This is a genomic window from Microbacterium pygmaeum (assembly GCF_900100885.1).
GTDB classification, from domain to species: domain Bacteria; phylum Actinomycetota; class Actinomycetes; order Actinomycetales; family Microbacteriaceae; genus Microbacterium; species Microbacterium pygmaeum.
In genome coordinates this window covers 3,440,823-3,467,707 of the sequence record NZ_LT629692.1, presented here as the reverse complement: position 1 = coordinate 3,467,707, position 26,885 = coordinate 3,440,823, and the positions used below count along the sequence as shown (strand labels likewise).

The 26,885-nt window shown below is 67.0% G+C and carries 29 protein-coding genes and 1 tRNA gene; 18 read left to right on the top strand and 12 right to left on the bottom strand.

Annotated features, from left to right (window positions below; all coding sequences use genetic code 11):
• Window positions 1–5: 5 nt before the first annotated feature.
• From BLT19_RS16585 to BLT19_RS16575, 3 genes are all read right to left on the bottom strand, one after another.
• On the bottom strand, window positions 6–377 hold the full coding sequence (locus tag BLT19_RS16585) for a DUF7882 family protein (RefSeq protein ID WP_091492595.1): 372 nt from the start codon (window positions 375–377) through the stop codon (window positions 6–8).
• A 109-nt stretch (window positions 378–486) separates the two neighbouring features.
• Window positions 487–1,206, bottom strand: coding sequence for a TetR/AcrR family transcriptional regulator C-terminal domain-containing protein (locus BLT19_RS16580; protein WP_091492593.1), 720 nt, complete (start codon window positions 1,204–1,206; stop codon window positions 487–489).
• A gap of 105 nt (window positions 1,207–1,311) precedes the next feature.
• Complete coding sequence (locus tag BLT19_RS16575) at window positions 1,312–2,151, bottom strand: SDR family oxidoreductase (RefSeq protein WP_091492591.1); 840 nt, start codon at window positions 2,149–2,151, stop codon at window positions 1,312–1,314.
• Window positions 2,152–2,310: 159 nt separating this feature from the next.
• Here BLT19_RS16575 and BLT19_RS16570 point away from each other — a divergent pair, with 159 nt between their 5' ends.
• Genes BLT19_RS16570 through BLT19_RS16560 form a run of 3 tightly spaced genes read left to right on the top strand, consistent with a single transcriptional unit; the run spans window position 2,311 to window position 4,683 of the window.
• The gene (locus tag BLT19_RS16570; RefSeq protein ID WP_091492588.1) at window positions 2,311–2,550 is read left to right on the top strand and encodes a DUF3072 domain-containing protein; all 240 of its coding nucleotides are present in this window, start codon (window positions 2,311–2,313) and stop codon (window positions 2,548–2,550) included.
• Window positions 2,551–2,572: 22 nt separating this feature from the next.
• The gene (locus BLT19_RS16565) at window positions 2,573–3,469 is read left to right on the top strand and encodes an ATP-grasp fold amidoligase family protein (RefSeq protein ID WP_091492585.1); all 897 of its coding nucleotides are present in this window, start codon (window positions 2,573–2,575) and stop codon (window positions 3,467–3,469) included.
• A complete protein-coding gene (locus BLT19_RS16560; RefSeq protein ID WP_172825659.1) occupies window positions 3,466–4,683 on the top strand; it encodes a glycosyltransferase family 4 protein in 1,218 nt (405 codons plus the stop codon). The genes BLT19_RS16565 and BLT19_RS16560 overlap by 4 nt, the downstream gene beginning before the upstream one ends.
• Here the strand turns inward: BLT19_RS16560 and BLT19_RS16555 are convergent.
• Genes BLT19_RS16555 through BLT19_RS16540 form a run of 4 tightly spaced genes read right to left on the bottom strand, consistent with a single transcriptional unit; the run spans window position 4,680 to window position 8,801 of the window.
• Entirely contained in the window at window positions 4,680–5,531 is an 852-nt protein-coding gene (locus BLT19_RS16555) for a glycosyltransferase family 2 protein (protein WP_091494316.1), read from the bottom strand. The genes BLT19_RS16560 and BLT19_RS16555 overlap by 4 nt on opposite strands.
• Window positions 5,522–6,547 (bottom strand): glycosyltransferase, encoded by a 1,026-nt coding sequence (locus BLT19_RS16550; RefSeq protein ID WP_091492579.1) that lies wholly within the window; start codon window positions 6,545–6,547, stop codon window positions 5,522–5,524. Before BLT19_RS16550 ends, BLT19_RS16555 begins: the two co-directional genes overlap by 10 nt.
• Entirely contained in the window at window positions 6,544–7,674 is a 1,131-nt protein-coding gene (locus BLT19_RS16545) for a glycosyltransferase (RefSeq protein ID WP_231917698.1), read from the bottom strand. Before BLT19_RS16545 ends, BLT19_RS16550 begins: the two co-directional genes overlap by 4 nt.
• Window positions 7,671–8,801, bottom strand: a complete 1,131-nt coding sequence (locus tag BLT19_RS16540; protein ID WP_091492576.1) for a glycosyltransferase — start codon at window positions 8,799–8,801, stop codon at window positions 7,671–7,673. Before BLT19_RS16540 ends, BLT19_RS16545 begins: the two co-directional genes overlap by 4 nt.
• A gap of 125 nt (window positions 8,802–8,926) precedes the next feature.
• On the opposite strand from BLT19_RS16540, the gene BLT19_RS16535 reads away from it, so the two are divergent.
• The 3 genes from BLT19_RS16535 (at window position 8,927) to BLT19_RS17810 (ending at window position 11,518) form a co-directional block, all read left to right on the top strand.
• Window positions 8,927–9,982 (top strand): glycosyltransferase family protein, encoded by a 1,056-nt coding sequence (locus BLT19_RS16535; protein ID WP_091492574.1) that lies wholly within the window; start codon window positions 8,927–8,929, stop codon window positions 9,980–9,982.
• Entirely contained in the window at window positions 9,979–11,241 is a 1,263-nt protein-coding gene (locus BLT19_RS16530; RefSeq protein WP_091494307.1) for a glycosyltransferase family 2 protein, read from the top strand. The genes BLT19_RS16535 and BLT19_RS16530 overlap by 4 nt, the downstream gene beginning before the upstream one ends.
• 112 nt (window positions 11,242–11,353) lie before the next feature.
• Complete coding sequence (locus BLT19_RS17810) at window positions 11,354–11,518, top strand: hypothetical protein (RefSeq protein WP_172825658.1); 165 nt, start codon at window positions 11,354–11,356, stop codon at window positions 11,516–11,518.
• A gap of 49 nt (window positions 11,519–11,567) precedes the next feature.
• Here BLT19_RS17810 and BLT19_RS16520 read toward each other — a convergent pair whose 3' ends face one another.
• Window positions 11,568–12,659 (bottom strand): fatty acid desaturase family protein, encoded by a 1,092-nt coding sequence (locus BLT19_RS16520; protein WP_091492568.1) that lies wholly within the window; start codon window positions 12,657–12,659, stop codon window positions 11,568–11,570.
• Window positions 12,660–13,165: 506 nt separating this feature from the next.
• Between BLT19_RS16520 and glgX the strand changes: the two genes are divergently transcribed.
• The 5 genes from glgX (at window position 13,166) to BLT19_RS16495 (ending at window position 17,079) form a co-directional block, all read left to right on the top strand.
• Window positions 13,166–15,247 (top strand): glycogen debranching protein GlgX, encoded by a 2,082-nt coding sequence (glgX, locus tag BLT19_RS16515; RefSeq protein ID WP_231917697.1) that lies wholly within the window; start codon window positions 13,166–13,168, stop codon window positions 15,245–15,247.
• Between the two features lie 92 nt (window positions 15,248–15,339).
• Window positions 15,340–15,666: an ArsR/SmtB family transcription factor gene (locus BLT19_RS16510; RefSeq protein WP_091492562.1), complete on the top strand. Its 327-nt coding sequence runs from the start codon at window positions 15,340–15,342 to the stop codon at window positions 15,664–15,666.
• Window positions 15,663–16,157: an SRPBCC family protein gene (locus BLT19_RS16505; protein WP_091492557.1), complete on the top strand. Its 495-nt coding sequence runs from the start codon at window positions 15,663–15,665 to the stop codon at window positions 16,155–16,157. The genes BLT19_RS16510 and BLT19_RS16505 overlap by 4 nt, the downstream gene beginning before the upstream one ends.
• An 8-nt stretch (window positions 16,158–16,165) precedes the next feature.
• Entirely contained in the window at window positions 16,166–16,432 is a 267-nt protein-coding gene (locus tag BLT19_RS16500) for a DUF1905 domain-containing protein (RefSeq protein WP_091492554.1), read from the top strand.
• Window positions 16,433–16,644: 212 nt separating this feature from the next.
• A complete protein-coding gene (locus BLT19_RS16495; RefSeq protein ID WP_091492551.1) occupies window positions 16,645–17,079 on the top strand; it encodes an Hsp20/alpha crystallin family protein in 435 nt (144 codons plus the stop codon).
• 991 nt (window positions 17,080–18,070) lie between these two features.
• On the opposite strand, the gene BLT19_RS16485 is transcribed toward BLT19_RS16495, so the two are convergent.
• Window positions 18,071–18,409 carry a hypothetical protein gene (locus BLT19_RS16485; protein ID WP_157681887.1) on the bottom strand — a complete coding sequence of 113 codons (339 nt, stop codon included), beginning with the start codon at window positions 18,407–18,409 and terminating at the stop codon, window positions 18,071–18,073.
• Window positions 18,410–18,513: 104 nt separating this feature from the next.
• Here BLT19_RS16485 and BLT19_RS16480 point away from each other — a divergent pair, with 104 nt between their 5' ends.
• The 3 genes from BLT19_RS16480 (at window position 18,514) to BLT19_RS16470 (ending at window position 20,864) form a co-directional block, all read left to right on the top strand.
• Window positions 18,514–19,515, top strand: coding sequence for an IS481 family transposase (locus tag BLT19_RS16480; RefSeq protein ID WP_091494303.1), 1,002 nt, complete (start codon window positions 18,514–18,516; stop codon window positions 19,513–19,515).
• Window positions 19,516–19,839: 324 nt separating this feature from the next.
• Window positions 19,840–20,274 carry a hypothetical protein gene (locus BLT19_RS16475; RefSeq protein ID WP_091492543.1) on the top strand — a complete coding sequence of 145 codons (435 nt, stop codon included), beginning with the start codon at window positions 19,840–19,842 and terminating at the stop codon, window positions 20,272–20,274.
• Entirely contained in the window at window positions 20,274–20,864 is a 591-nt protein-coding gene (locus BLT19_RS16470) for an RNA polymerase sigma factor (RefSeq protein WP_091492541.1), read from the top strand. The genes BLT19_RS16475 and BLT19_RS16470 overlap by 1 nt, the downstream gene beginning before the upstream one ends.
• Window positions 20,865–21,249: 385 nt before the next feature.
• On the opposite strand, the gene BLT19_RS16465 is transcribed toward BLT19_RS16470, so the two are convergent.
• Window positions 21,250–21,873, bottom strand: a complete 624-nt coding sequence (locus tag BLT19_RS16465) for a hypothetical protein (protein ID WP_091492538.1) — start codon at window positions 21,871–21,873, stop codon at window positions 21,250–21,252.
• 299 nt (window positions 21,874–22,172) lie between these two features.
• Here BLT19_RS16465 and BLT19_RS16460 point away from each other — a divergent pair, with 299 nt between their 5' ends.
• Both BLT19_RS16460 and BLT19_RS16455 read left to right on the top strand, forming a co-directional pair.
• Window positions 22,173–22,829 carry a type IV toxin-antitoxin system AbiEi family antitoxin domain-containing protein gene (locus BLT19_RS16460; protein WP_091492535.1) on the top strand — a complete coding sequence of 219 codons (657 nt, stop codon included), beginning with the start codon at window positions 22,173–22,175 and terminating at the stop codon, window positions 22,827–22,829.
• Window positions 22,813–23,589, top strand: coding sequence for a nucleotidyl transferase AbiEii/AbiGii toxin family protein (locus BLT19_RS16455; protein WP_091492532.1), 777 nt, complete (start codon window positions 22,813–22,815; stop codon window positions 23,587–23,589). Before BLT19_RS16460 ends, BLT19_RS16455 begins: the two co-directional genes overlap by 17 nt.
• 167 nt (window positions 23,590–23,756) lie before the next feature.
• Here the strand turns inward: BLT19_RS16455 and BLT19_RS17715 are convergent.
• Both BLT19_RS17715 and BLT19_RS16450 read right to left on the bottom strand, forming a co-directional pair.
• Window positions 23,757–23,833: transfer RNA gene (locus tag BLT19_RS17715), tRNA-Met, on the bottom strand.
• 75 nt (window positions 23,834–23,908) lie between these two features.
• Entirely contained in the window at window positions 23,909–24,919 is a 1,011-nt protein-coding gene (locus BLT19_RS16450; protein WP_091492529.1) for a helix-turn-helix transcriptional regulator, read from the bottom strand.
• Between the two features lie 61 nt (window positions 24,920–24,980).
• On the opposite strand from BLT19_RS16450, the gene BLT19_RS16445 reads away from it, so the two are divergent.
• Both BLT19_RS16445 and BLT19_RS16440 read left to right on the top strand, forming a co-directional pair.
• Window positions 24,981–26,030, top strand: a complete 1,050-nt coding sequence (locus BLT19_RS16445; RefSeq protein WP_172825657.1) for an ATP-binding cassette domain-containing protein — start codon at window positions 24,981–24,983, stop codon at window positions 26,028–26,030.
• Window positions 26,027–26,830, top strand: a complete 804-nt coding sequence (locus tag BLT19_RS16440; protein WP_091492526.1) for an ABC transporter permease — start codon at window positions 26,027–26,029, stop codon at window positions 26,828–26,830. The genes BLT19_RS16445 and BLT19_RS16440 overlap by 4 nt, the downstream gene beginning before the upstream one ends.
• Window positions 26,831–26,885 lie beyond the last annotated feature (55 nt).

Below are 26,885 nucleotides of genomic sequence, written 5' to 3'. Positions count from 1 at the left end.
GCAGGTCACGCCGGCGCGTGCTGCATCGATCGAGCCGCGGGTGGAATCGGCGCTGACGGAGTTCCGGAAGGTTCGGGCAGCAACCGCAGCCCCTGATTGCCGTTCGCGGCGTTGACGAGCACCGACAGCCACTGGCCGTTGAGCGGGCGGTCCAGCGCGCTGCCGTAGCTGAAGTACAGCTGCGAGCTCTTCGACAGCCACAGCGTGCCGTGGCAACCGGGCTTCTCCAGGTCGCCGGCGACGCCCGGTTCCTCGTCCCAGTGAAACCGGAAGCTCTCGTCGCGACGCAGTTTCGTCAGCATGACCAGTTCCAGGTGGCGCAGTCCCCAGTCGTCGATCTCGATCGCGGGGCCGAACCCGTAGATCAGCTGACCCATTGCGGCTCCTCTTCTCGCGGCATCCTGAGGCGCGCGCGTCGATCGATGCGCGTCTCGGCGCACTTACACCGTAAGTCTGCCGTATCGGAGCCGTCAGGTCACGCCGGATCTACTGGCTGAGTTCCGCATCCAGCCGATCGATCAGCATCTCCAGGGAGGCCTCGAACTCCTCGTCTGCCCGGTCCTCGCTCAACAGCTGCCGGAGCCGGCGCACTTCGGGCGCGTCGTCCAGACTGACGCGGCCGTCTCGCGCAGGAATGTCGGCCCCGCCCTCGTCGATCGGCTCCTCCACCGGCGCGGTGTCAGCCCCGCGGGTGGCCGACTCCAGCAGCAGTTGTCCGAGGAGGAAGCTGCTGAACGAGCGATACGCGCTGACAGCCTGCTCGTCGGAGAATCCGTAGCCGATCAGGGACGTGAGGAAGGTGTCGACGACCTCGACGCTGCGCAGCGGGGGCCGGAGCCATGGGGCAGCGGGGTGGCGGGTCGCGATCAGCGGGAAGGCGCGAGGGTGGTCGACGGCGATCATGCGCATCTCGTGGGCGAGGCTCTGCAGGAAGCCCTGCCAGTGCTGCGTCAATTCGGGATCGAGTCTCGAATTCAGGCCGTCCATCAGCGAGGCGATCACCGCCTCCAGCAGGTCCTCTCTGCCGCGGACGTAGCGGTAGAGCGACATCGCCTCGACGCCCAGCTCCTGCGCCAGCGATCGCATCGACAGCGACTGCGCACCCACGCGATCGATCTGCGCGAGCGCCGTCTCCACGATCAGCTCCCGGCTCAGCCGACCCGACGCGGATTCAGCAGCGTTCCGCGCATCCACCTTCACGGTCATGTCGCCCCTTCGCTGATCCGGGTCCACCTCGGGACCGGGATCCAGCTCTCTGCACCCACGCTAGTCCTGCGATCAGGCGGATGGCGACGACCACCGTCAGCGAGATCAGAGGATTGGCTTGCCGCCTGTGACCGCGATGCGTGCGCCCGACACATAGCTGGCCTCGTCGGAGGCGAGCAGAACGTACACCGGAGCAAGTTCAGCGGGCTGGGCCGGTCGACCCAAGGGAACTTGATCTCCGAAGCTCGCCACCGCCTCCGGTGGCATCGTCGATGGGATCAAGGGAGTCCACACCGGTCCGGGCGCGACGCTGTTGGCGCGGATGCCGCGCTCGCCGAGCATCTGCGCCAGCGAAGCCGTGATGCTGGCGATAGCCGCTTTGGTGGCGGCGTAGGGCAGGAGCGACGGGGATGGCTGGTCGGATTGCACCGAGGATGAGCCGATGATGGACGCCCCCGGCTTCAGATGAGGAAGGGCCGCCTTCACGAGATGGAAGTAGGCATCGACGTTCGTCGCCCAGGTGAAGTCCCATTCTTCGTCGGGGACATCTGCAAGGTCGGACCGGTTCATCTGAAAGGCGGCGTTGCTCACGAGCACATCGAGGCGTCCGAATTCCGACACCGTCCGAGCGACCAGGTCGCGGCAGTGCGCGGCATCCGAGATGTCGCCTGGCAGCAGCAGCGCGCGTTGCCCGGCGTGCTCGACGAACCGCTTCGCCTCCTCGGCATCGCTGTGCTCGCTGAGGTAGCTGATGGCGACGTCAGCGCCTTCACGTGCATACGCGAGGGCGACGGCCTTGCCGATTCCGCTGTCTGCGCCCGTGATGAGCGCGACTTTGCCCTGCAGCCGCCCAGATCCGCGGTAGCTGCTCTCGCCGTAGTCCGGTCGAGGGTCCATCTCCTGATCGCTGCCCGGGAATTCCTGCTGCTGAGCGGGCTGGTTCATGCTTCCTCCTGCGTCGTCACTCGGAATGAGTCCACCGTGCGGAACCGGAGAACGCACGGGGTTGACAGCGGGAGTGGCTGCACGCTCGCCGCTCGCGCGCTTGCACGCAGCGATGTCAAGCCCGGAGCGGTGTCCGCGGAATGCCATACCGTGGCCTGCATGTCAGACACGAACAATTCCGATGACGTTCTCGCTGCAGTCCGGCCGGATGCCGATCCCGCGGTGAAGGACCCGTCGGATTGGGTCACCGGCGACGAGCCGATGACGGCGGCTCAGCGCAGCTATCTCGACACCCTCGCTCGCGAGGCGGGGGAGGAGATCTCCGCCGATCTGACGAAGGCGGAGGCGTCCGAGCACATCGAACGACTGCAGAGCGAGACCGGGCGTTCGTCGGACTGAGTCGACTGACGTCGTCGGGCTCATGACCGAAGCGCCGGTGCCGTGGCGTGAGCGCAGCCGCCTCGTGCGCGCGCTCCGGCTGTGGCGCACCAGGCATCCGCGCACCTTTCGCGAGAAGGTCCGCTACAAGATGCTGCGCGACCACCGTGCGCTGCTCGTCACCTTCGCCGACAAAGCAGCCGTTCGAGATCACGTCGCACAGCTGATCGGCTCCGAATACCTGCCGGAGGTGTACGCGATCGTCGATGATGCCGCCGACCTTCGCGATCTCGTTCTCCCAGACGCCTACGTCGTGAAGCCGACCCACGGCAGTGGCGCGGCCGTGATCGTCTCCAACACCGCCCCGCCGGACGCTCGCCTACCGCCGACATCGGCGAGTTGGACCTACCGTCACGTGCGCACAGACTCGGCGCCGCGCGAAGGACTCATCGCGCTCACCCAGAGCTGGCTCGATCAGCTGTACGGACAGGGGCCGAATCGCGAATGGGCCTACGGGTACGTACCACGTCGTGTGATCGTCGAAGCGATGCTCACCGGGGAGGACGGCGGCATCCCGGATGACTACAAGTTCTTCGTCTTCCACGGGACGTGCGCGTTCATCCAGGTGGACGCCGGACGCTTCGGCCTGCGCACGCAGGACTTCTTCGACGCGGAGTGGCGGCACCTGGCGTTGAGCGGTGGTCCGCCATGGGCCGACCCGCCACCCGCGAAGCCCGCGCGTCTCGACGAGATGCTGGAGCTCGCCGGTCGCTTGGGAACGGGAACGGACTTCGTCCGCGTCGACCTCTACGACGTCGGCGGCAGGATCGTGTTCGGCGAGCTCACCAGCTATCCGGCAGGAGGCGACAGTCCGTTCTTCCCGGAAAGCTTCAACGCGGTCTTCGGACGCCCCTGGACCGTGCCGCGGCGGTACCGGTGACCCGGAAACCGCGGAGCGGTGGTTCGCGGAAACGGTGGCTGGTCGCGACCACCGAATACGCGGGTCTCACGGCGTACACCGGCGGGATCGGCAGCCACTACGCAGCGTTGCTTCCGGCGCTCGTGCGGGGCGGCGTCGACGTGGATCTGATCGTCTTCTCGGACGCGCCGCCGCTGCCCGGTGCCGATCTGGACGGCGTCCGCCTGCTCGCATTCCATCGCACCGACGATCAGGCTCGCACGGTCGCCCTCTTCGACCGCTCGCGGCGCATCCGGGCCGCCTACCGGAAGGGGCGATACGACTGCGTCTTCCTGCCGGAGTGGTGTGCGCTCGGGGCCGGTCTGCCCGGGCGGGCACCGCTGCTGACCAATCTCGCCACCGGCGCACGACTGGCGAACGAGATCTCCGGGCTTGGACTGCGCGACCTGCCGCGCGGGAGCCGACTGCCGGTCGCGCTGCAGATCCGACGCGAGGCGCGCCAGATCCGGCGGTCGGCGGGGCTGATCCCGATCTCGACCGCGATGCTCGCGCGCACCGAATCCCTCATCGGCGACCTGCCTCCGGCGATCATCGTGCGCAACTGCATCGACGTCGATCGCGTGCAGTCGCTGTCGCGCAGCGCTGCGCTGCCGGCGGGATGGCCGGAAGGCAGCGATCCGATCGTGCTCTTCCTCGGCCGGTCCGAACGCCGCAAAGGCGTGGTGGAAGCCGTCGCGGCATTCGGCCGGCTTTCGGAACGGATGCCGCGTGCGCGGCTCGTCCTGGCAGGTGCCGGAGGAGATCAGCGGTTCGAGCCGTCGCGCGCCGAACTGCTCGACAGCGTGCCGCGGTCTGCGCGTGGGCGCGTGACGTGGCTCGGGCATGTGTCCGGGGGCGCGCTCTATCGCGCGATCCGAGAGGCGACGGTCGTCATGTGCCCGTCGCGCTGGGAGGGGTTCGGCAACGTAGCCGTCGAGGTGAAGGCCGTCGGCACACCGCTGATCGTGACCTCCGGCAGCGGGTTCGACGACTTCTGTGTCGGCGGTGTCGACTGCCTGATGGTGCCTCCGCACGATGCCGTCCATCTGGCCGCTGCGCTTGCTCGAGTGCTGGAATCGCCCGAACTGGGTGCCTCGCTCGCAGGACGAGCGCGAGCCGGGATCGTCGATTTCGCGCCGGACGCGGTCGCGGCGGACCTGCTCGGCGCAGCCGACACGCTCCTCCGCCGACGCTAGGCGGAGTGCGCGGCGTCGGGCGTCCGACGCCACTGTGCGCCATCCCAGTGCACGGCTCCCGCCTCTGCGAAGGCGTTCAGCCAGCCCGTCATCGGCCACCCTCCCCAGCGCGCGGCGAACAGCGAGCCGTTGCGAAGGATGTCATCGAGATGCTGCCAGGGCGGGGAGGTCGTCGGGTGGTGCTGATGGTAGGCGTGTGCGCCTCCCACCCACACCAGAGGCACCCCGTCACGCCGCAGTGAGAACGCGAAGTCGGTGTCCTCGGCGCCGTAGCCCTCGTAGCCGTCATGGAACCCACCGGTTCGCGTCCACGTCTCGGCGGTGAGCGCGAATGACAGAGACCAGAACAGCGGGTATTCGCTCGCACTCGCGATGAGCACTTCGCCGTCCGGCGGGTTCGGCCGCGCCGGATGCGGCGAGGTCAGCGCGGCCAGCGTGTCCTGGTCCGCGGCATCCGTCCCCGCGGGCAGGTATGTGACTGGCCCGCAGAGGACCGCATCGGGATGGGCCGCGGACGCGGCGCGGTATCGCCCGAGCATGTGCGCACCCGGGACGCAGTCCGCGTCGAGGAACACGAGCAGGTCGGCGCCGTCGGCGATGGCAACGGAAGCTCCAGCGTTGCGTGCGGCCGCCAGGCGCAGCCCATGCTCTCCGGGTGGCAGTCGGATGATCCGCTCGGCGTCGAGGTCGGCCGGCTCGTCGTCACCCATCCAGACCACGGTGCGGGTCGCCGGGTGACCGGCCGCGAGGCCGGCCAGTTGGTTGCGAACGTGCGACACTCGCGGTGCGGAGCAGAGCGTGACGACGGACACCGCCGCAGTGCTCCGGCGCTCGGTTCTCACCGGCATCCGCCGGCCGTTTCGCAGATCGCCCGAGCAGCGCGCGCCGCCGCGCCGCGCACCTCCCACCTGTCCCAGTCGGGCCGCAGGTTCGTCGCCCGCTCGATCAGGGAGGACCATGCAGAACGCTCCGGCCACTCCGGGATCACGATGGCAAGCCCCGCCTGTTCGAGTGCGCGGGCCGTCTCGCGTTGCTCGGCGAACGGCCGCTCCTGTGGAATGACGATGGCGGGCGTCTCGGCCGCAGCCAGGTCTGCAATCGCGTTCTGACCCGCCCACGAGACGACCGCGCCCGCAGTGGTGAGTTCGCCCCACGGGTCGGCTGACCAGGTCGCATCTGGTGTGGCCCCGAGATCGTGCCAGCGGCGGCCCGTCGCCTGCGCTGCGGAAGCGATGTCGCCGCCTGACACGGCGCTACCGCCGGCGCCGCCCAGGACCACGATGTCATCCCCGCGCGGGCTGGTCGGCGGTGGCGTGGCCAGTCTCGCCTCGTAGCGGCTGATGCCGCCCGTGTACACCGTCTTGTTGCCGAACGCCGCGAGGTGGGCGGGCTCGAGCAGCGACCGCGGCCACGGAGCGACGATGGTCGTCGCGGCCTGGAACGCGAGGTGGTGCGCCGAATCGTCACGCGCGCCGGGCTGCGCGATCAGCACGACCCGGAAGCCGAGGAGCCGGACCAGGAGGGTCACCTCGACGGAGACGTCGACGACGAACGCGTCGACGGGATCGTCGGCCAGCGACGCGACGATCGCCGACATCCGTCCGCGGTGCCCTCGGTGTCCGAGCGGCGCCCAATGCAGCAGCCCTCCAGCTGTGGGGTCCGCGTCCCGCGGATCGCCGCCGTCTCCGGCCACCTCGTCGTCCCGGTCCACCATCGTCCACGTGCAGTGAAACGGCAGCATGTCGGGTCGAGGGAGCGAGCTGAAACATCGTATGTCCGCGTCCACGTGCGGTGCGATGCTGAGCAGGCGCGTGAGGTGGCCGCGCCCATGATGATGGACGTACCAGCCGATGCTCTCCGTCACGCCGTCAGCCCGTCGGCATAGCCCGCAGAATCCACCATCTCGAAGAACCGGCTCTCGAGCGCCGCCATCCGCGTGTCCAGCGAGAAGCCTCGCGTCGCGCTGTGCCGGATGCGCGTCCGGAAGGACGGGTCGGCATCGCAGCGACGGATCAGCTCATCGGCACGTTCGGCCATCGAGTCCAGATCGCCCGGGGCGACGATCTCCATACCGACACTGCGTGCCGCGATCTCGGGAACCCCGCCGACCGCGAAGCTCACGACCGGTGTTCCGCACATGAGGGCCTCGGGTGCGACGAGACCGAAGGGCTCCGCCCAGGCGGGGGTGGAAAGCGTGGCGGCACCCGCTCCGACCAGCTCGGCCAGTTGCGCCGGGACAAGGGGTCCGGTGTAGGTCGCGCCGGTGCCGAGCCGCGGCAGCAGCATCTCATCCGCGTACTCCTGGTCGCCGATGCGACCGGCCAGGACGATCGGTCTGCCGAGGCGACGAGCCACCTCGACGGCGAGGTGCGGCGCCTTCTCCGGCACGATGCGACCGAACCACACCAGCGCGTCGCCACCGGGGCCTTGCGGCCACGCGGTCGAGTCGACTCCGTTGGGCAGCACCTCGGAGTGCAGACCCGCCCGGGCCCATTCCCGACGAGTGAACTCGCTGACGGACAGGAAGATGCTCCCCGCCGATCCGGCGCCGGCGTGGGCGGCGACGAATCCCGGATCCGGCGGGGTGTGCAGCGTCGTCACCATCGGTACACCCAGGGTCGGCGCGCGTCGGATCGGCAGAGGGTGCAGGCAGTGATTCGAGATGACATCGAAACGCTCGGGCCCTGCGGCGATCGTCTCGAGTGCGCGCTCCAGTGCCGGGACGGTGGTGGACTCGTAGCTGAGCGGATAGGCCACGTCGGACGTGGCGGAATCGCGCGGCCATTCCAGGTTGGGCAGCTCGAACGCGCCGCCCTCCGCAACGAAGTCCGATCCGCGTACCGCGACGAGGCGCACATCGTGCCCGCGGGCGCGCAGCGCGGTGACTTCGGACCACACCGCGGATTCGAGTCCGCCCGAGTGCGGCACGCGGATCGGGAAGCGCAGCGGGGCGATCACGACGATCCGCAGTCGCCGCGCCAGGATCGTCATCGCGGCCGCCCGTCCAGCAGCGACCGATACAACGCGGCGTGGGCCTCCGCGACCCGCGCGTCCGTTTCCTGGCGGATCCCGCGGCGAACGGTGATGAGTTCGCGTCGCTCGACGCTCCCCGCTCGCGTGGCTTGCGGGCCGGCGACGAGGGCATGGAGGGCATCGGCGAGCGCGGAGGAGTCGCCGGGCGGGTAGGCGGCCGAACCCTCGGCATGCTGCTCGGCGTAGAAGCCGACTGCGGGGGCAGCCACCGGGACGCCGAGGTCCCAGCACAGTTCCAGCCAACCCGAATGGGTGCCGTGCCGGTAGGGGAGCACATACGCGTCGAGCCGGCTGAGAGCGATGACGAGCTCCGCGTCGGACAGTCGCTCGTGTTCGATAAGCGTGGTGTGCTCGCCGTCGGCGCAGAGCGCCCGCACGGCGTCGCGGGCCCGCTCGTCGCGCACGCGATGCTGCAGACGCACCTCCGCCTCGGCGGGAACCCCGGCAGCGCGGAGACGGTCGACGGACCCGATCAGTGTGCGCACGGTGCCCGGCCCGTCGACATTCGGTCGTAGATCCTTCAGGTGCACGCCGACCCGGATCTCGTTCTGCGCCAGAACGCGAGGGCCTACGGCGTCGTATGGCAGGACGGATGGATGCGGCAGCACGACGGCCTCCCTGTTCCAGCGCTCGCGGATGACCGCCGCCGCACCGTCGGTGAGCGTGACGACGGCGTCGGCCCCTTGGAAGAGCTCGTCGAGCTGCAGGGCGTAGGCCGCTTGATCGCCGAGCTGCGGGTGCTCGAGATCGTGCGCGGTGAACACGACCGGCCATCCGGCGGCGTGCGCGGCATCGATGACCGCCGTGAGATGGCCGGGCGAGAACGACTCGGTCCCGAAATGGATGTGCAGAAGGTCTGCCGCGTGCCGGTGCTGATCGATCCAGACCGGGTCGAGGACGGCCGGCGGCCACCACACGTCGGCCGGGCGCCCGGCGATCGGCGGATCCGGCAGCACGGAAACGCCCGGGGCCGCGGCGACTCGAGCGACATACGGGTGGCCGGCGGGCGCAGATGCGACGGTGATGATCCGGGATGCCACGTCCTGGTGGTTCTCGAGATCTATCGCGCGCGCGTGCAGTGCCATCGTGCTCCGTCGGGGGGATCGGGTCAGCTGGCCGTCAAGCCACCTCTGTCCCTGACGATAAGTTCGTCCACCCGGAACCACCTGCGGCTTGACGTGGACGACATGTGCGTATAACCATGAGCCGGGTGACCGAAGCCCCCCCGCTGCAGTTGCTCGTGGGGCCGCCCGATCACGGCGTCGTCGGGTACGCCGCTGATGTCGCCGCAGCCCTGTATGAGCTCGACGAGCGAACGACGACGGTGGCGGTCCCGGCGATCGACGACGCGCTCGCCGCGGTCGCCGATGCTCCGCGGACGCACCTGCATGTCACGGATCGTCTGTTCGGCGCGTCGCCGGAGGAGGCCGCCGACAACCTCGAGCAGATCGGGGTTCGCACCGCGCTGACTCTCACGGTGCACGATCTGCCGCAGACCTCCGACGGCGCCATGTTCTCGCGGCGAACCGCGGCGTACACGCGTTTCTTCGCCGCCGCCCGGGCAGTCACAGTGAACAGCGAGCACGAGCAGCGGTTGACCGCGGAGTTCCTGCCGCAGGTGGGCGTACCGCACGTCATCCCGTTGGGCGCGCGGGTCGACCGGGTCCGCACGGGGAGACGGGAGCTCGAAGCCGAGGGCACTGACGCGCGAGACCTTCGCGTGCTGATCGCCGGGTACATCTATCCCGGGAAAGGCCACGCCAACGCCATCCGCGCCGTGGCCGACGCGGCCGAGATCCTGTCGGCACGCGGCGAGCGGGTCGGAGAGATCGTCGTTCGAGCGATCGGCGGCCCGTCGGCCGGTCACGGCGGGGATCTCGCCCTGCTCCGCGCCGAAGCCGAGCGAAGGCGGGTGCGTTTCGAAGTGACGGGCCTGCTCGAGGAGGAGTGCTTCGTTCGCCAGCTCGTTCAGGCTGGAATCCCGCTGGCCGCCCACGAGCACGTTTCCGCGTCACGTTCCATGCTCGACTGGGTGGAGGTCGGCCGACGGCCGCTCGTCGTCTCCTCGCGGTACGCGCAGGAGATGGCGGCGCTTCGTCCCGGCACCCTGGCACTGTACGACCCCGAGGATCTTCCCCGCCGAGTGGCTGAGGCGTGGCTGCGGCCGGAGCTGACATCCTTGGCCTCCGGCACTGGCCTCAGCCCCTCGCTCGTCGATGTGGCGGAGCGGTACCGGCTGTGGTGGGCCGGCCTGGTGCATCGATGACCGGAGCGCAGGGCCGAGCGCTGCCGGGCAACCGATGGGATCTGCTCGAGGGCGAGCTGCCCCCGGAGCCGCCGATGATCTCGGTCATCGTCGCGCACTACCGCCAGCCGGAGCAGCTCGCACGAACCCTGCGAGCGCTCTCGCGACAGGATCATCCCGCGAGCCGCACGGAGGTCATCGTCGCAGACGACGGCTCGCCGGAGCCTCCGACCGTTCCTCCCGGAGTGCGGCTCGTCCGACAGGATGACGCCGGGTTCCGACTCGCCGCGGTGCGCAATCTCGGCGCCGCAGCGGCCGTCGGCGACGTGCTCGTCTTCCTGGACGCAGACACCACGCCGGAGCCGAGCTTCCTCCGCGAACTCAGCCGCCTTCCGGCTCTCGCGCCGGATTGCGTCACTGTCGGGCTTCGTCGTCATGCCGACCTGTCGGGGGTGCCGATCCATGCCGCGATCGAACGGGCCGCGCCCGAGCATGAACTGCCCGCGCCGGACTGGCTGTCGCGTGCCTACCGCGATTCCCGAGACCTGCTGGAGGTGGACGCGAGGAGCTACCGGTTCGTCATCGGCGCCGTCCTGGCCTGCTCGAGCAGTCTGTTCGACGAGGTCGGCGGGTTCGACGAGTCGTTCACGTCGTACGGCGGCGAGGACTGGGAATGGGCGTACCGCGCCTGGGTCCGGGGAGCGCTGCTGGCGCACGTTCCGACGGCCGTCGCGTGGCACGACGGTCCGGACGCGGCCGGCAGAAAGACGGATGACGCTTCCAAGAACGACGAGGCGATCCGGCTGTCGGATCTGATTCCGGTGCCCGGCTCGCGTGGGATCGGAAGGCGCAGCGGCAAGGTGGATGTCGCAGTCATCGGGCCATCTCGGACGCACACCGCCGGCCAGGCGTTCGTCTGCGTCGACGGCGTTCTGGCAGCCCTGCCGGGCGCGGAGTTCGTCACGGACTCTTCTGAGCATTCCTGGGCCGGCCGCCTCGACCGTGTGCGCCTCCGGCTGGAGATCCTCCACCCGTTCGTGGTGGACAGAGGAGAACTGCGCGATCAGATCACCCGGGTCGAGAGGGAGGATCTGGGTGAACTGCTCCTCGTGGACACCGCCGGGACGGAACTGCTGCGCATCGTCGTGACGCGCGCCGCAGCACGCAATCGACGGTGGGGCTGCAGCGACCTCTTCCCGGGCGTGACAGTGACCGCGGGGCGGATGCACGCGATGTCCGGCGAGGTCGACGTGGAGGCCTACCTCGGCGGCTGGCCGTGACCCATGGGTCGGAGGCGGGTCGGACCCTGCTGCATGTGAGCTGTCAACCCCTCAGCCGGCACGTGCCTGCCGGGCGATGCTGAAGTTGATCACCGACGAAGGGTATGCAGACATGACCGATCCTCGACTGCCCCACGAGAAGCACTCGGATGATGCTGTCGCCGATGACGCGCCGCCGACGGATGCGGTGACCGACGACGTGCGCGAGGATGCGGCTCAGGCCGAGTCCGGGGACGGGGATGACTTCCCCGACCGGCCGGCGTTGACTCACCCCTGACGGCCCCGGAGCGGCCGCGAGGCCGTCGGACAGCGCGGCATCCGTTCGATCAGCCCGTCTGTCTCTGCTGCAGCAGCGGGCATTCGAACGGGTCGCGCTCACCGAGTCCGACCCGGTTGATGTAGCGGACGACGATGCCGTACGACTGCCACAACCCCGTCTCGGTGTACGTCACACCGCGCTCGCGACAGTAGGCCTCGATGATCGTGGACGCTGCTCGCAAGTGCGGCCGCGGCATCGACGGGAACAGATGGTGCTCGATCTGGTAGTTGAGGCCGCCCATGGCGGTGTCCAGCAGCCGGCTGCCGCGGATGTTGCGACTCATGAGCACCTGCCGGCGCAGGAAGTCGATCTTCACGTCCGCGGGAACGATGGGCATGCCCTTGTGGTTTGGCGCGAACGCCATGCCCATGTACACGCCGAAGAGGCCGAGCTGGACCCCGAGGAAAGCGAAGGCGATTCCGGGGGAGAGGACCAGGAACACCAGCACGAGGAAGCCCACGATCCGCACGGTGAGGAACGCGATCTCCGCCGGTCGGCGTCGCATCGGCTCGCGTGAGATCACACGGTGCACGCCGGATGCGTGGAGCGACAGGCCCTCCAGCAACAGGATGGGGAAGAAGAACAGCCCCTGATGCGCCATCAGCCACCCCAGTGGGCCGCTGCGTCGTCTCGCTGCCTGATCGGGCGTGAACGAGATCACCGGCAGCTCGATGTCGGGATCGGAGTCGATCTTGTTCGGGTTGGCATGGTGCCTGGTGTGCTTGTGCTGCCACCAGCCGTAGCTCATTCCGACCAGGAGATTGCCGATCACGAGTGAGGTCCAGTCGTTCCATCTGCCGGACCGGAAGATCTGGCGATGCGCTGCGTCGTGGCCGAGCATGGCGATCTGTGTGAACACGACCGCGAACACGGCGGCTGTGACCAGCTGCCACCACGAATCGCCGATCCAGATGAAGACGAGCACCATCCCCGCGAGCACGAGGGGGGCGGCGAGCAGCTTCGTCCAGTAGTAGCCGTAGCGCCGACGCATGAGCCCACTGGCGGTCACCGTCTGCGCCAACGCTGTGAAGTCGTTCGCGAGTTTCGGAGTGGTCGATCGGACGGGTCGAATCGCGGATCCGCGGAGTGTGTCGGCCATCGGTGACCCCTTCGTCGTTGGCGAGACGAATGTGTCTCGCGGGAACGACGGGGTCCCGGTCATCCATTGGTGACTCTACTCCGCACGGGAGCGTCGAGGGTTGGCGCGGGCGAAGTTGCACCCAGCGTGATGTCCCGCGCTCCTCATGCCCCCCAGCAGAGGAAACGCGGGACACCCCGAGCCTCACGTGAATGGGCTCGAGGGTCACGGCCCGCGTCGGAAACTGAACGTTGTCCGTCGCAGGATGCCGACATAGGATCGCCCCAACCCAACCCCGGTCCTGTCGGCCGGACCTTGCGTCGCCCCCTGGGGTGACTTCACATCGCGCTCCCTCTCACCTTCGGGTGGGAGGGAGCGTCACTTCGCGAGGACGGCCTGCCCCGCGCATACTCGCCCCGGTTTGGCAAGCGTCCCGAGAACTCATCTTCGGCCGGTAGAAAGTACACGCCCGTCCGTGGCCGCGCTCCGCAGATCTGTGCACGCGGCCGGCATTCGAAGGAGTTCCCTTGTCCGCTGCGCACCCCCGCCCGCTGCCGTATCCGCTCGGCGTCAGCTTCGTCGACGGTTCCGTCAACTTCGCGATCTACTCGGAGACGGCGGATGCCGTATACGTGTGCACGTTCGACGAAGCGGGCGCCGAGACCCGGATCCCGCTGACCGAACGGGCCGGGCACGTCTTCTACGGGTTCGTGCCGGACGCGGAAGTGGGCACCCGCTACGGCATTCGCGTGGACGGACCGTGGGAGCCTGAGCGCGGCCTGAGGCACAACGTCCACAAACTGCTCCTCGACCCGCATGCCACCGCGATCGAAGGCGAGTACTCATGGTCGCAAGCCGTCTTCGCGCACGACATGGGCAACCCGGAGCTGCGCAACGACGAAGACTCCGCGGCATCCGTCCCCCGCTGCGTGATCACCGACCCCGCCTTCGACTGGGGCGATGATGCGTCGCCATCGATCCCTCTGGCGGAGACCGTGATCTATGAGACGCATGTGAAGGGATTCACCAAGCTGCACCCGGACATCCCAGAGCACCTCCGCGGCACGTACGCGGGGTTGGCCGAGCCGGCATCGATCGAATACCTGAAGGACCTGGGCGTCACTGCGATCGAGCTGCTTCCGGTGCACCAGTTCGTGCAGGACAGCCACCTCGAGGAGAAGGGCCTGCGCAATTACTGGGGCTACAACTCCATCGGCTTCTTCGCTCCCCACGGCGACTACGCCGCTGCCGGCGACGGCGGCGGACAGGTCGCCGAGTTCAAGGGGCTCGTGAAGGCGCTGCACGCGGCCGGACTCGAGGTGATCCTCGATGTGGTCTACAACCACACAGCCGAGGGCAATCACATGGGCCCGACGCTGTCGTTCAAAGGCATCGACAATGAGGCCTACTACCGCCTCGTCGAGGGCGACGAGGCCAACTACTTCGACACGACCGGAACAGGGAACAGCCTCAATGTGGGGCACCCCGCCGCACTCGGGCTGATCATGGACTCCCTCCGGTACTGGGTGACAGAGATGCACGTCGACGGGTTCCGATTCGATCTCGCCACCACGCTGACGCGACAGGGCGGCGATGCCGAATTGCACAGCGCCTTCCTGACCCTGATCCAGCAGGACCCCGTGCTCGCCCCCGTCAAGATGATCGCCGAGCCGTGGGACACGGCCGGCTACCAGGTGGGCGGTTTCCCCGCCGACTGGTCCGAATGGAACGGGAAGTTCCGTGACGATGTCCGTGACTTCTGGAACGGGAAGGATGCCGTGCTCGGCACGGTCTCGCAGCGCATTCTGGGCTCCCCGGACGTCTACGAGGCGGATCGCCGCTCCCCGCTCTCGAGCGTGAACTTCATCACGGCGCACGACGGGTTCACGCTGGCCGACCTGACCTCGTACAACGACAAGCACAACGCCGCCAACGGAGAAGACAACAACGACGGGGAGAGCGACAACAAGTCCTCGAACGGGGGAGCGGAGGGCCCCACCGAGGACGAAGCGGTCAACGCACGACGGGACCGCAAACGCCGTAACCTCCTCGCAACCCTGCTGCTGTCAGCCGGTGTGCCGATGATCCTGGGTGGGGATGAGATGGGTCGTACGCAGGGCGGTAACAACAACGCCTACTGCCAGGACAACGAGATCTCATGGTTCGACTGGAAGCACGCCGATCAGAGCCTGCGCGACTTCACGAAGGCGCTGCTCGCGCTGCGCCGAGACAACCTGGCGCTCCGGCCGACCTGGTTCCGTCAGGCCGCGGACGCCGAGGACGCGCAGGACACCGTCAGCGTCGTTCGATCAGATGGAGAGGAGTTCGCTGCCGAGGATTGGGACAACCCCGACGCCCGGTCGATCGCGTTCCTCCTGCAGCATCCGGGGGCGGACTCCTTCGCGCTCCTGATCAACGCCGCCGAGAACGGCGTGGAGTTCAGCGTTCCCTCCGCTCCCGGTCAGGAGTGGGAGCTCGCCCTGTCCAGCGATGAGGCGCAGACGGTTTCCGGAGAAGTCTCGACGCTCACCGTGATGGAGGCATCGTTCACATTGCTCCGGTCGCGTCATGCGACCGCGCTGGGATCGCACGACGAATCCCAGGTGTGAAGTCTCCTTGAGGCGTGGGCGGACGCCCCACGACCTCCGCTGGGAGTGTATGTACCTTGACGTGTACGTACACTTTGCGGTACCCTTCAAGCATGGATGAACTCCTCGTCGCGATCGGCGATCCTCACCGCCGCACGTTCCTGGACGCGCTCAGTCGTCGGCCAGCAACGGTGAACGAACTGGCCGAACTCGTGCCCATAGCGCGGCCGGGTGTGTCTCGGCACCTTCGGATCCTTCGGGAGGCAGGACTCGTCGACGTCCTTGCGGACGGTCAACGGCGGATCTATTCGCTGCGTACCGATCCCCTCGTCGAGCTGGATGACTGGCTGGCGCCGTATCGAGAGGTGTGGATGCAGCGGATCGACGCCCTGCACACAGAAATCAGCAGGGGCAAGAAGAACGAAAGGTCGAAGAGATGAGTGCACAAGTGCTGCTCGGTCAGCTGCGTGAGGAGAACGGTCTGGGAGTGGTCCGCGTCGAAGACGTGTACGCGACCGGTATCGACGATCTGTGGGATGCGATCACGGATCCTGAACGACTTGCGCACTGGATCGCGGAGGTCGACGGTGACCTGCGTGTCGGCGGCGAGTTCCGTGCCACCTTCACCAGCGGGTGGACCGGCACCGGGGTGGTCGAAGTCTGCGCGGCGCCACGTCTCCTCCGTGTGCGCACGCAGCGGCCCGGGGAGCCCGCAACCGTGATGGAAGCGCAGCTCAGCCCGGACGGCGCCGGCACGAGGCTCATCATCGAGGAGCGAGGGCTGCCCCTCGCCGAGTACGCCGATCATGGCGCTGGGTGGCAGGCCCACGCAGAAGACCTGCACGCGCACGTCAACGGGACGGAACCGACGGACTGGGTGCAGCGCTGGCGTGAACTCAGCTCCGCCTACTTCGCGCTGGCGGGCCGCTGAGCGCTGACATGGAAGCTCTCGAGCACACCTTCTCGACCGTCCTCGTCGGTGACATGGGTCCGCACCGGTGGACCTGCGCGATCGTGGAGGGCTCCCCGGAGATCCTCGGGACCGGCAAAGCCGTGAGGGTCCGGGCAGACATCGACGGCGTCATCACGCTGACCTCACTGCTGCCCTATCGCGGTCGGCACATGCTTCCGGTCAAGCAGGCAATTCTGAATGAGATCGGCAAGACCGCGGGCGACACCGTGCGGGTCACGATCATCGGCGCGTGAGTCGCGCGCTCGGTTGCGGGGCCCGGCGCCGGGCGCCGACGCTTGACGTTGTCTCTGGCGTACTCCGGCATCGTCTGGTGCGCACACCACCGCCGGCTGTTTCCAGCGATTTCTCAGATTCAGGGACTTAGCACTCAAGTCATGTGAGTGCTAATCTTTCTGTAGTTGAGTCATGGGGACTCAACTCTGAGAGACTGGAAGGAATCATCATCATGGCAGTGACTCTTGACCCCTTCGCCGAGCTCGACCGACTCGCGTCTGGCCTGCTCGGAGCCCGCCCCGGACCGCGGGTGATGCCGGTTGATCTCTACCGGGACGCTGATCGCTATGTCCTGAACGCTGATCTGCCGGGCGTGGACCCGGGGACGGTTGATGTCGATGTCGACGGTCAACTGCTGACCATTCGTGCGCAGCGCACCGCAGACACCGGACACGTCGGGAAGTGGCTGGTTCAGGAACGCCCGGGCGGCAGCTACCTGCGCCAGTTCAGTATCGGGGAAGGCGTGGACATCACAGGCATCTCCGCCAGCTACGACAACGGTGTCCTCAGTGTGGTGCTCCCCGTGAGCGAGAAGGCCAAGCCGCGGAAGATCGAAGTACACGCCGCATCGGCGAGCACTGATTCCCAGAAGACGCTGACCAGCTGACGCGGCTGCGCGACTCAGGAAGATGGTGTCCGCACACCCGCGTCACCAGGAACCCCCGAACGGTCGCCTCGGTTGGCTGTCCTTTGTTCAGCGGACGCCCCTCCGTTGAACGGCAGAACCCCCGACCGCTGGGGAGGGTCGGGGGTTCTCTTCCACTACGCGCCACCGGGCGCTGGGGTCTCGGTGTTTTCGCTGCAGCGGGTTCTGCCACGCACAACTCTATGTTTTCGCTGTGCGCACGTCTGTCCCCCGAACGGTGGACAAGACCGTTCGCGGGAATCCGTTCCACACATGCCTCCGAACGACTCCTCAGTGTGCGGTCTCCTCCAGCGCGGAGGGGCGCTCTCGGGGGAACGGCGGGAGGCCGCACACTCATGAGAACCCTCGGTGGATGCGCTTATCCGAATGCGCGTAGATGCCACCGATGATCCGGTCTGCCATCCGGCGACAGATGATCTCATCGACGTGGCCCCGGTCGAAGCCAGTCGCGATCACCTGCCCGTTGTCCGCGCGAAGATCCCACTCCTGAGTGTGCGCCTCTTTGTGAAGTTGCCTGAAGGCCGGGCGCATTCCCAGCCCCGGCCCTGCGGAGAAGTGTTGCTGAATCTGAAAGAGCACTTGATCAGGAATGGAGAACCCGCGAAGAGTGGACGCGACGGCGGGAGTCGAACCGCGCTGAGGAGATCTGACTGAGCCACATAGCCGCGAAAACCGCGGAATTCCGCGGATCTCGAGGTCTCATCGATGCCGATGAGTCACGCCCAATCTCGAGAAGTGTGGGCAAAATGTGGGCAGAAAGTGGGCATTCGAGCGAACGTCTCATCAACGGTGTGGTTGGTGGAACGAAGTCTCGATGGTGTGCACGTGAAGCGGGTCGATGATCTTGGTGCGATTCGACGAGCACGCGGCTCATCTGCGACGCGTTCGTGCGCATCCTCGTCGGTAGGGCTCGGATATCGCATGGTCAGCGTGCGATAGACATTGACGATCGTTACGAGGTTCGCTTCTTTGCGGTATCGCGCCATGCCGCGATCAGGCCGCGCTGACTATTCGACTTTTGGGCTGCCTCAATAGCGTCGCGCAGCCTCTCGTCAGGCTCCAGAGCCTCGAGTTCGGCGTAGTACTGGTCGCGGTAGTGAACTTGTGTGTTCCGGTAAGCCGTCGCCGCTTCTGCCGCCCTAACGAGCTGCTCGGCGAGCGCGCGCTGGTGTTCTGCGATCTCCCGCTGCTTCGGAGAGGGCTTTCCGCCGGCCGGAGTAGTCGACCGAACGTGCCCGATCCGGCGCTGAGCGTTCGCCGCGATGGTAGAGGCAAGCGGCACCGGACGCACTCGCTAGCTGTATTTCCCCGTGACGTTGTGAACGGGTGAGGTAGGCGAAGACCTCCGGGAAGGATGTGGGTTACCACACTCGCATCCTGACCACGGAGGTCTTCGTGACTCACGCTAACGCGCCCTTGACGCCGATGGGGCGTCGTCGTTTGGTTGTTCTCGTCGTGGATCGGGGCTGGTCGTTGCGGCGGGCGGCGGAGCGGTTCCAGTGCTCGCCGGCGACGGCGAAGCGATGGGTGGACCGGTATCGGGCCGGTCTGCCGTTGACGGATCGCAGCTCGCGCCCCACGTCGTCGCCGAACCGGTTGCCGCGGAAGACGGAGCGGCGGATCGTGTCGTTACGGTTCACCCGCCGCTGGGGTCCGCACCGGATCGCGTATCACCTGCGACTGCACCGCTCGACGGTCGGCCGGGTGCTCGACCGGTATCGGATGCCGAAGCTCGTGACCGTCGACCAAGCCATCGGCCTCTCCGTCCGCAAGCCACCGCCGAAACGCTACGAGGTGGCAGCACCGGGCCAGCTGGTGCACGTGGACGTGAAGAAGCAGGGCCGGATCCCTGACGGCGGCGGGTGGCGGGCCCACGGGCGTGGATCAACGCAAGACCGCCACGCCGGGGTCGCGAGAGATCGTGCCGCTCGCCAAGGCGCTGCGGGCTCCCGCGGTTACCGATACTTGCACCACGCCGTCGACGACCACTCGAGGGTCGCGTACTCGGAGATCCTCGACGACGAACGCAAGGAGACCGCCGCCGCGTTCTGGATCCGTGCGAACGCGTTCTTCGCCGACCTCGGCGTGACCGTCACCGCCGTGATGACAGACAACGGCGCCTGCTACCGATCGCACGCGTTCGCGGCCGCGCTGGGCGCGAACGTGAAACATAAGTGGACCAAGCCCTATCGGCCGCAGACCAACGGGAAAGTCGAGCGCTTCAACCGCACCCTCGCCACCGAATGGGCCTACGCGAAGCCCTATACCGGCGAGACCGAACGAGAAGCCGCTTACGAGACCTGGCTGCATCACTACAATCACCACAGACCCCACACCGGCATCGGCGGAAAGACCCCCTCAGAACGCGTTCACAACGTCACGGGGAAATACAGCTAGCGAACAGTCGCCAGCGCCCGTAAGGCGGTTCCCATCTGACACAGCATCAGAGCCTCGCGATCGCACGACGTACTGCTTCTTTGAGACGCTTTCGTGCGCTCCCGTCATGTCCTGTTTGAAGATGATGAGGAGCCCATGATGAAGCATTCACTCCAGTCCGAGCTGGCGGCCGCCGACCCGATAGGTCACGGCGAAGACGCGAGACTTAGAGCTCTGGTGCGCAGCACGGCTGTGGGGGTGCAAGCCGAAGTCGCGAGTGACTCGCCTTCGTCCGCGCCATTGTGGAAACGTCGCCGTACGCTGATTCCCCTTAGCATCGCAGGGATGGTCGCTCTGACAGGAGCGGCCGTGGTGATCCCGCTCAACCAATTCGGAATTGACGGCATGCTGGTCGACGCCGACGCGCTGATCCCAATCACCTACACGACGGACACAGGCATTGAGGTGAGCTGCCGATACGGCGTCTACTACGGCGATCCGGCTGATCGCACGGAATCAGACAAGCAGCTCGCCACATTCGTGGCAAACCACGACTGGACTGATATCGGTCAGGGCGTCTACGAGCACGCGATCGCCAACCCGTTCGTTCCCGGTCGTGACGGCGGCCTGGACGTGGACACGCAACAGCGCCGCGACGAGATGTCCTTGAGCATCGCAATCGCCCATGAGATCGAGGAGGCGATACCGGATCATCTGCGAGACGATCGCGAAGGGCTTATCGAGAGCAGCGTCACCGACTGCCAGGGAAAGCTTCACTGATGGGCGGGCGGAACATCCCGCCGGCACTCCGCGATTGGGTGGAGCTCGTCGTGGAGGACAATGCCGACGACCTTCTCCGCTACTTCCGGCGACGCGTCACCCATCCAGAAGATGCCGCCGACATGCTGGGGCGCGTGCTGCTGGCCGTGTGGGAAAAAGCGAGCCGGCTTCCCACCACAGAACAGGACGCGAGAATGTGGTGCTTCGGTATCGCGCGCAACGTCCTCCGTGAGCACTACCGCTACGCCGCAAAACAACTCGCCCTAGCGGATGGACTGCGCGACCATCTCCGAGCGTCCGCACCGCCACAGAACGGGGCCGACACAGTAGTCGAGGAGGAGTTCAGGTCCGAAGCGATCCGACAAGCCGTACGTGCGCTCGATGATCGCTCTCGGGAGCTGCTGCTGCTCGTCCACTGGGACGGCTTCAGCATCGCAGGGGCCGCGCGGATCCTGTCCATCAACGCATCCACCGCGCGAACTCGCTACACCCGAGCACTCAGGCGCCTCGAAAAGCAGCTGGATCGCGACGATGATCCCGAAAGTCGACCTGCAACTTTCGCAAGCTCATTTCCCCTGATGGCTCCCTAGTCATACATCAGCGGAGTGCCGCGACGTTGAAGAGGTGACTCAGTTCGACGGTGAGGATCGATCTCGCACGTCGTGCCCGGAAGCCGGTCGCTGAGCGAACATCCTTCGACCAACGGCCGGTGGGTAGAGTCGGCGCCTGGTGGGTGATGCTCGCAAGACGTGGGTGATTGCGGGATTGGGGTTTGTCGCGGCGGTAGCCATTGTTATCGGATTTGGTCGCGTTCTCCTTGGTTGGTGGATTTGGGCAATCGGGACGTGGCGCCACCGACTAACGCACAGCGAGGGTGGCACATCGCACCTGATTCTTCGCAGCCGTGTCATTGTTGGCCGCTGGCTCCATGCGGCTTTTCGTCCTGATCGCAGACCGTTCGGGCGTGAAAATACGTCATCGAAGGAAGTCGGGACGTACCTCCGCGACTCCGTGCAGCGCGCTGCGCAGTTCGAGAACGAGTCGCTGTCCCTCGTCCTCCCAGCCGGGGGGAAGCGGGTCGTCTTCTTGTCGATTCAGCCACGCTTCGTTCCAGTTGAACAGGGCGTCGCTGAGCTCGGGTGACAGGCCCAGGCTCGGTCCGGTGAGCCGGTACTCGTCGGTGTGGTTCTCCCACAGCGGCCATCCACTGACCCATTCAGGGAACACGCGGATTAGCCGAAGCCCGTTCGGAAGGACGGGTGCCGGGCCACGTCGACTCTTCGCCATGAGGTACCGGTCCTGCATCTGTCGGCGCCGCTGCCACTCCCAGGCTGTGGTCGGCGGGTCGTTGTAGTCCATGCCCGACAACCAGATCAGTCCGCGCATGCCTCGGGCGTCAGTCTCGACAAGCGCCAGCGACCAGAGATACTCATCACCATTGGACATTGCCAGCGCAGACTCCAACGCCTGCTCGATCGTCGCCTCGACGATATCCGTCGTGGTCACGATGTTGTCGGAACCCGTGAACACGTAGAGGCGGTAACGGGCGTCGTCGCGTTCCCACGTCGAGTCACGTTCATCTACAGCGAAGCCACGCATGCCCCCAACCTACGTTCAAGGTCCGGGCCTCCGCTCGTCCAACTCCGCGCCCAGGCCGGTCAGCCCAGCGGCGCAATCCTCATGTCCTCGTGCGCGCGCCGCGCGTTCTATGACGAGGCCGTACCACGAGACTGATCCACACTCCCCGACCATGGCGGTCGGGACGGAAAGGAGACTCAATGGCCGAGACGCAAGCAGGCTGGTACGACGACGCGCTGCGATCGCGCGCTGACCCGAGTGAAGTACATAGAAATAGACATGAGGAGTATATTTCTGTGTACTGAGTGAGGAGTTGTGCAATGGCTGAGGACGTCGATCTCCTTCGGGCGGTCGAACGTGCCCCGTTGCGCACGGCACGGCTTCAGGACCTCGACGGTTTCACCGCGCAGCCCTGGCGCGTGGTGAACCAGCTCGTCGACCGCGGGGCGCTCACTCGACTCGCGCACGGTACCTACACTGCACCACCGGGCGGTCGCGACGGCCGCACCTGGAAGCCACCGTTGGAACCCGCCGGTCTTGCCGTCGCCACGGCGCGGTTCGGCCCTCGCAGCGTCGCACTCACCGGAATCGGGGCTGCGCGCCACTGGGCGGCGATCCCGCGCGCAATCGGTGTCACAACGATCGCTGTGCAAGGGCGCAACTATGCGCCGGTGACCCTCGACACCGGCGGCGTTGTGCAGTTCGTCGCGCGCGACCTCGAGCGCCTGGACATCATCCTGGAGCAGACCGCGCTCGGGCCAGCCCTCGTCACCACCCCGCCGCAGACGCTGTTCGACCTCCTGATGCGACCCGGCCAAGGACACATGCCAGACGAAGCAATCGCTGCCACCAAGAACCTGGCCGCACGCGTTCAGGCCGACGACCTCGCGCGCGTTGCCGGAACCGCAGGTCGCGCTAACGCGGCCGTGCGCGAGATGATCGAACATCTGAGGGAGCGCGATGCCCACGCGGGATGAGGACAGACCGATTCCCGGAGTGCTGTTCGACGACCAACGGTTGGCGATCGAGGCCCGTTTTGGGGTCGCTCCCGAGCAGGTCGTCCGCGACCATGTGATCTCTCACGCGCTCGCAGCCATCGCGAGTCTGGGTACCGACGACGTGGTCTTCTTCGGGGGCACTGCACTGTCGAGGACGCACCTCACAGACCTTCGCCTGTCGGAGGACATCGACCTCATTGCTCTCGGTGACCGCCGTGAGATCGGCGATCGGATCGAGTCAGCGATTACGCGGCAGTTTCAACGATCGTTCGGAGCGGTGAGCTTCACCCCACGCATCCGGGACACCCGGCAACCCGAACCATCTGTGCTGCAGGTGGGGAACACCCGGGTGCAGATTCAGCTCCTATCGTCCGAGGGATACCCGGCATGGCCGACCGAAGTGGTCCGCGTCGAGCAGCGCTACAGCGACGCTGCGGGCGCGCAGTTGAGGGTCCTCACCCGTGCCGCGTTCGTCGCTTCGAAACTCTCCTCGTGGAACGATCGCATGGCGCCGCGTGACCTCTACGACCTATGGGCGATGGCTGAGGCCGGGATGATCGACGGTGAGGCTGCGCAACTCTTCGGCCGGCTGGGCACGTACACCAGCGCGCTCCAAGTGCCCTTCACGCGCGTTCCATCCGACGCCGAGTGGGAAGCCGCCCTCGGGCACCAGGGCATCGTCCAAGTCGGGCCGCAGGATGCTGCGCGAAGAGTAAGCGACGTGCTCCGCGCACTCTAGACGAGGCGGCTTGGCCCGACTCCTCCTCGCGTCACCCAGCACATCACGCGTCTCGCCTCGCTGTAGAGCGCCAGAAAGTGTGGGCAAAGTGTGGGCAAAACCGCATCCGCCCGAAACATGAAGGGCGGCGATCCCTTGTGAATACTGGGATCACGGCCATTCAAGAGTGGACGCGACGGCGGGAGTCGAACCCGCAAACACTTTCGGGTATGAACCGAAGCCCGGGACCGCCCGGATCGCCGCGATGAGTTCACCGTAGCCCCGCAGACTGACAGACGGGCTGCGGATGAACCCTGGTTTCGCAATGCGACGAATCATGTCAGGCGGCGGAAGATGCGGACGGATGCCGCGGCGCGGCCGGCGGCGCGGCATCCAACGCCCGCAGCATCCGCTCGAGCGTTTCGCGCAGCTCCGCGCGCGACGGCTCGGCGAGGTCGGTCGTGTACTCGACCCCAGCGGGGATCCACGCCATGCCGTACATGGTCTCGCGGAAGTCCTGACCTCCCACGGGCCATCGCGTGCGATCCGGGTCTTCGACCGACGCGCCCTGCCCCCATTGCCCGAACGCCTCCTGCATCTGCTGGAACGGCAACTCCATCACGACGTCGGTCTCGACGGCGGTGCGCACCCATGACCGGGCGACGAGGATGAACTCCTCCACCTGCTCCGGTGTGAGCGGCTTCGGGTCGAACAGCACTCGGGTGTGCTCGACCTCCGCGAGCCGATCGACGCGGAATGTGCGCCAGTCGTCGCGCTCGAGATCCCAGCACAGCAGATACCAGTGTCTATCGGCCGGAGCGAGCGTGTACGGCTCGACGCGACGACAGGTGATCTCACCGGAGGCCGCTGTGTAGGTGAATCGGACGCGCTCGCGGTCCCGGCAGGCCAGAGCGAGCTCACCGAGGATCTCGGATGAGACGGCGGCGCCGGTGCGGATGCCGGTGGGCTGTACGGCATCCGCCAACGCGTTCACCCGGCGCCGCAAGGGAGCGGGAAGCACCTGCTCGAGCTTCGCGAGTGCGGTGAGCGTGGTCTCCGGTCCGCCGACGAGGCGCTGGGCCGCCGCGACGCGGAGCCCGATCGCCATCGCGACTGCCTCTTCGTCGGTCAACAGCAGGGGTGGCACTGCGCTGCCCGCCTCCAGTCGGTATCCGCCGGCGATTCCGGGGGAGGACTCGATTCGGTAGCCGAGATCCCGTAGCCGCTCGACGTCGCGCCGCACCGTGCGCTCGGTCACGCCAAGGCGTTCCGCCAGCTCGGTTCCCGGCCAGTGGCGGTGTGTCTGCAGCAGATTGAGCAGGGAGAGCGCTCGCGTCGTCGTATCGGACATGTGAAGAGAATTCCACAGATCGCGGACCGAATGTGTCCGCAATACTTTCTACGCTCGGCGCATGGCGAACCCACCGATCATCGAGTCCGAAGGCCTGACCAAGGTCTTCACCGTCAAGAAGAAGACTGTCGAGGCTGTCACCGATGTGTCCTTCTCCGTCCAGCGCGGCGAACTCGTCGCGTTCCTGGGGCCGAACGGCGCCGGCAAGTCGACCAGCCTCCGCATGCTGACCACCCTGATCCCGCCGACGGCCGGCACGGCCCGCGTCGTCGGCTTCGATATCCTCAAGCGGCCCGCGGATGTGCGCGCGCGAATCGGGTACGTCGGCCAGCTGACGAGCGGGAGCTTCTCCCAGCGGGCGCGCGACGAACTGCTCGCCCAGGGCGCGTTCTACGGAATGAGCAGGTCGGCGGCGACACGGCGCGCCGACGAACTCATCGAGTCGCTCGACCTGTCCGGCTTCGCGACCCGGTCTGTCCAGCAGCTGAGCGGCGGCCAGAAGAGGCGGCTCGACATCGCGCTCGGGCTCATGCACGCGCCGCCCCTGATCTTCCTCGATGAGCCGTCGACCGGCCTGGACCCGCAGAGCCGCGCGAATCTCTGGCAGCACATCCTCGATCTGCGCGCGCAGCACGGCACGACGGTCTTCTTGACCACGCATTACCTCGAGGAGGCGGATCGTTACGCCGAGCGCGTGATGGTGATGGACAGGGGACGCGTCATCGCCGACGACACGGCGTCGCACCTCAAGGCGAATCTGGCGGGAGACGTCCTGACCTTCGGATTCGCCGACGGCGTCGAGGCCGATCGCGCGCTCGCAGTCGTTCAGGGTCTGACCGAACGCGACGTGAGGCGTGAGGGAGCGGCATCCGTCGTCCTTTCCGTGCCTGACGGCGACGCGCTCCTGCCGGCGGCGGTACGCGCCATGGATGCTGCGGGCATCTCCGTCGCCAGAGCTACGGGAGTACCGCCGACACTCGATGACGTGTTCCTCGCGCTCACCGGCCGTACGCTGCGCGACGCGGGCGAAGGCGAGCAGGAGGGTTCGGATGCCGCAGCCCAGACCGACGGCCAGACGCGCGAATCGATCACGACAGGAGCAGGACGATGACCACGACGACCGCCGAGGGCCAGACGCGCCCGGACACCGCAGTCCGCGCGAACCCTGCCCGTGACACCTGGAACGTCCTGACGCGGGAGCTCAAGCCGGTGATCCGCGATCCGTTCACGCTGATCTTCAGCCTCGTGCAGCCGCTCGTCTTCCTCGGTCTGTTCGCGCCACTGCTGATCGGGTCTTCCGGCCAGCCGGTAGGGGAGACGCTGCAGTGGTTCGTCCCGGGCGTGCTGGTGATGATCGTGCTCTTCGGAACCGGTGCGACCGGGTCCAACCTGCAGTACGAGATGATGACCGGCTCGCACGAACGCACGTTGGTGGCGCCGCTCGCCCGTTCGTCGCTGCTCGTGGGACGCGCCCTCAAGGAGATCGCGCCGATCGTGGTGCAGGCGCTGATCATCGTGCTGATCGCGTGGCCGTTCGGCTTCACGATCAACGTGCCTGGCCTGATCATCGGGCTCGCTCTGCTCGCCGTTTTCGGCGTGGGACTCGGCTCGCTCTCGTACACGTTGGCGTTGAAGACCAAGGACCGCGAGTGGCTGTTCTGGGGAGTGCAGCAGACGCTGATCTTCCCGCTGCTGATCCTTTCCGGAATGCTCCTGCCACTGGACGACGGGCCGGCGTGGATGCGCGCGGTCGCGACCGTGAACCCGGTCAATTGGGTCGTGCAGGCAGAGCGTGCGCTGTTGACCGGCGACCTCGGCGCCATCACGGTGCTGTGGGGCTGGGTCGCCGCGCTCGTCCTGGCAGCGCTGGGGCTTTGGGCAGGTATCCGGGCGATGCGCAGGAGCAGCTGACCCACCACGTGACACGGACGTGCCCCCTGTGACTAGAGTGACGGATGAGGCGATC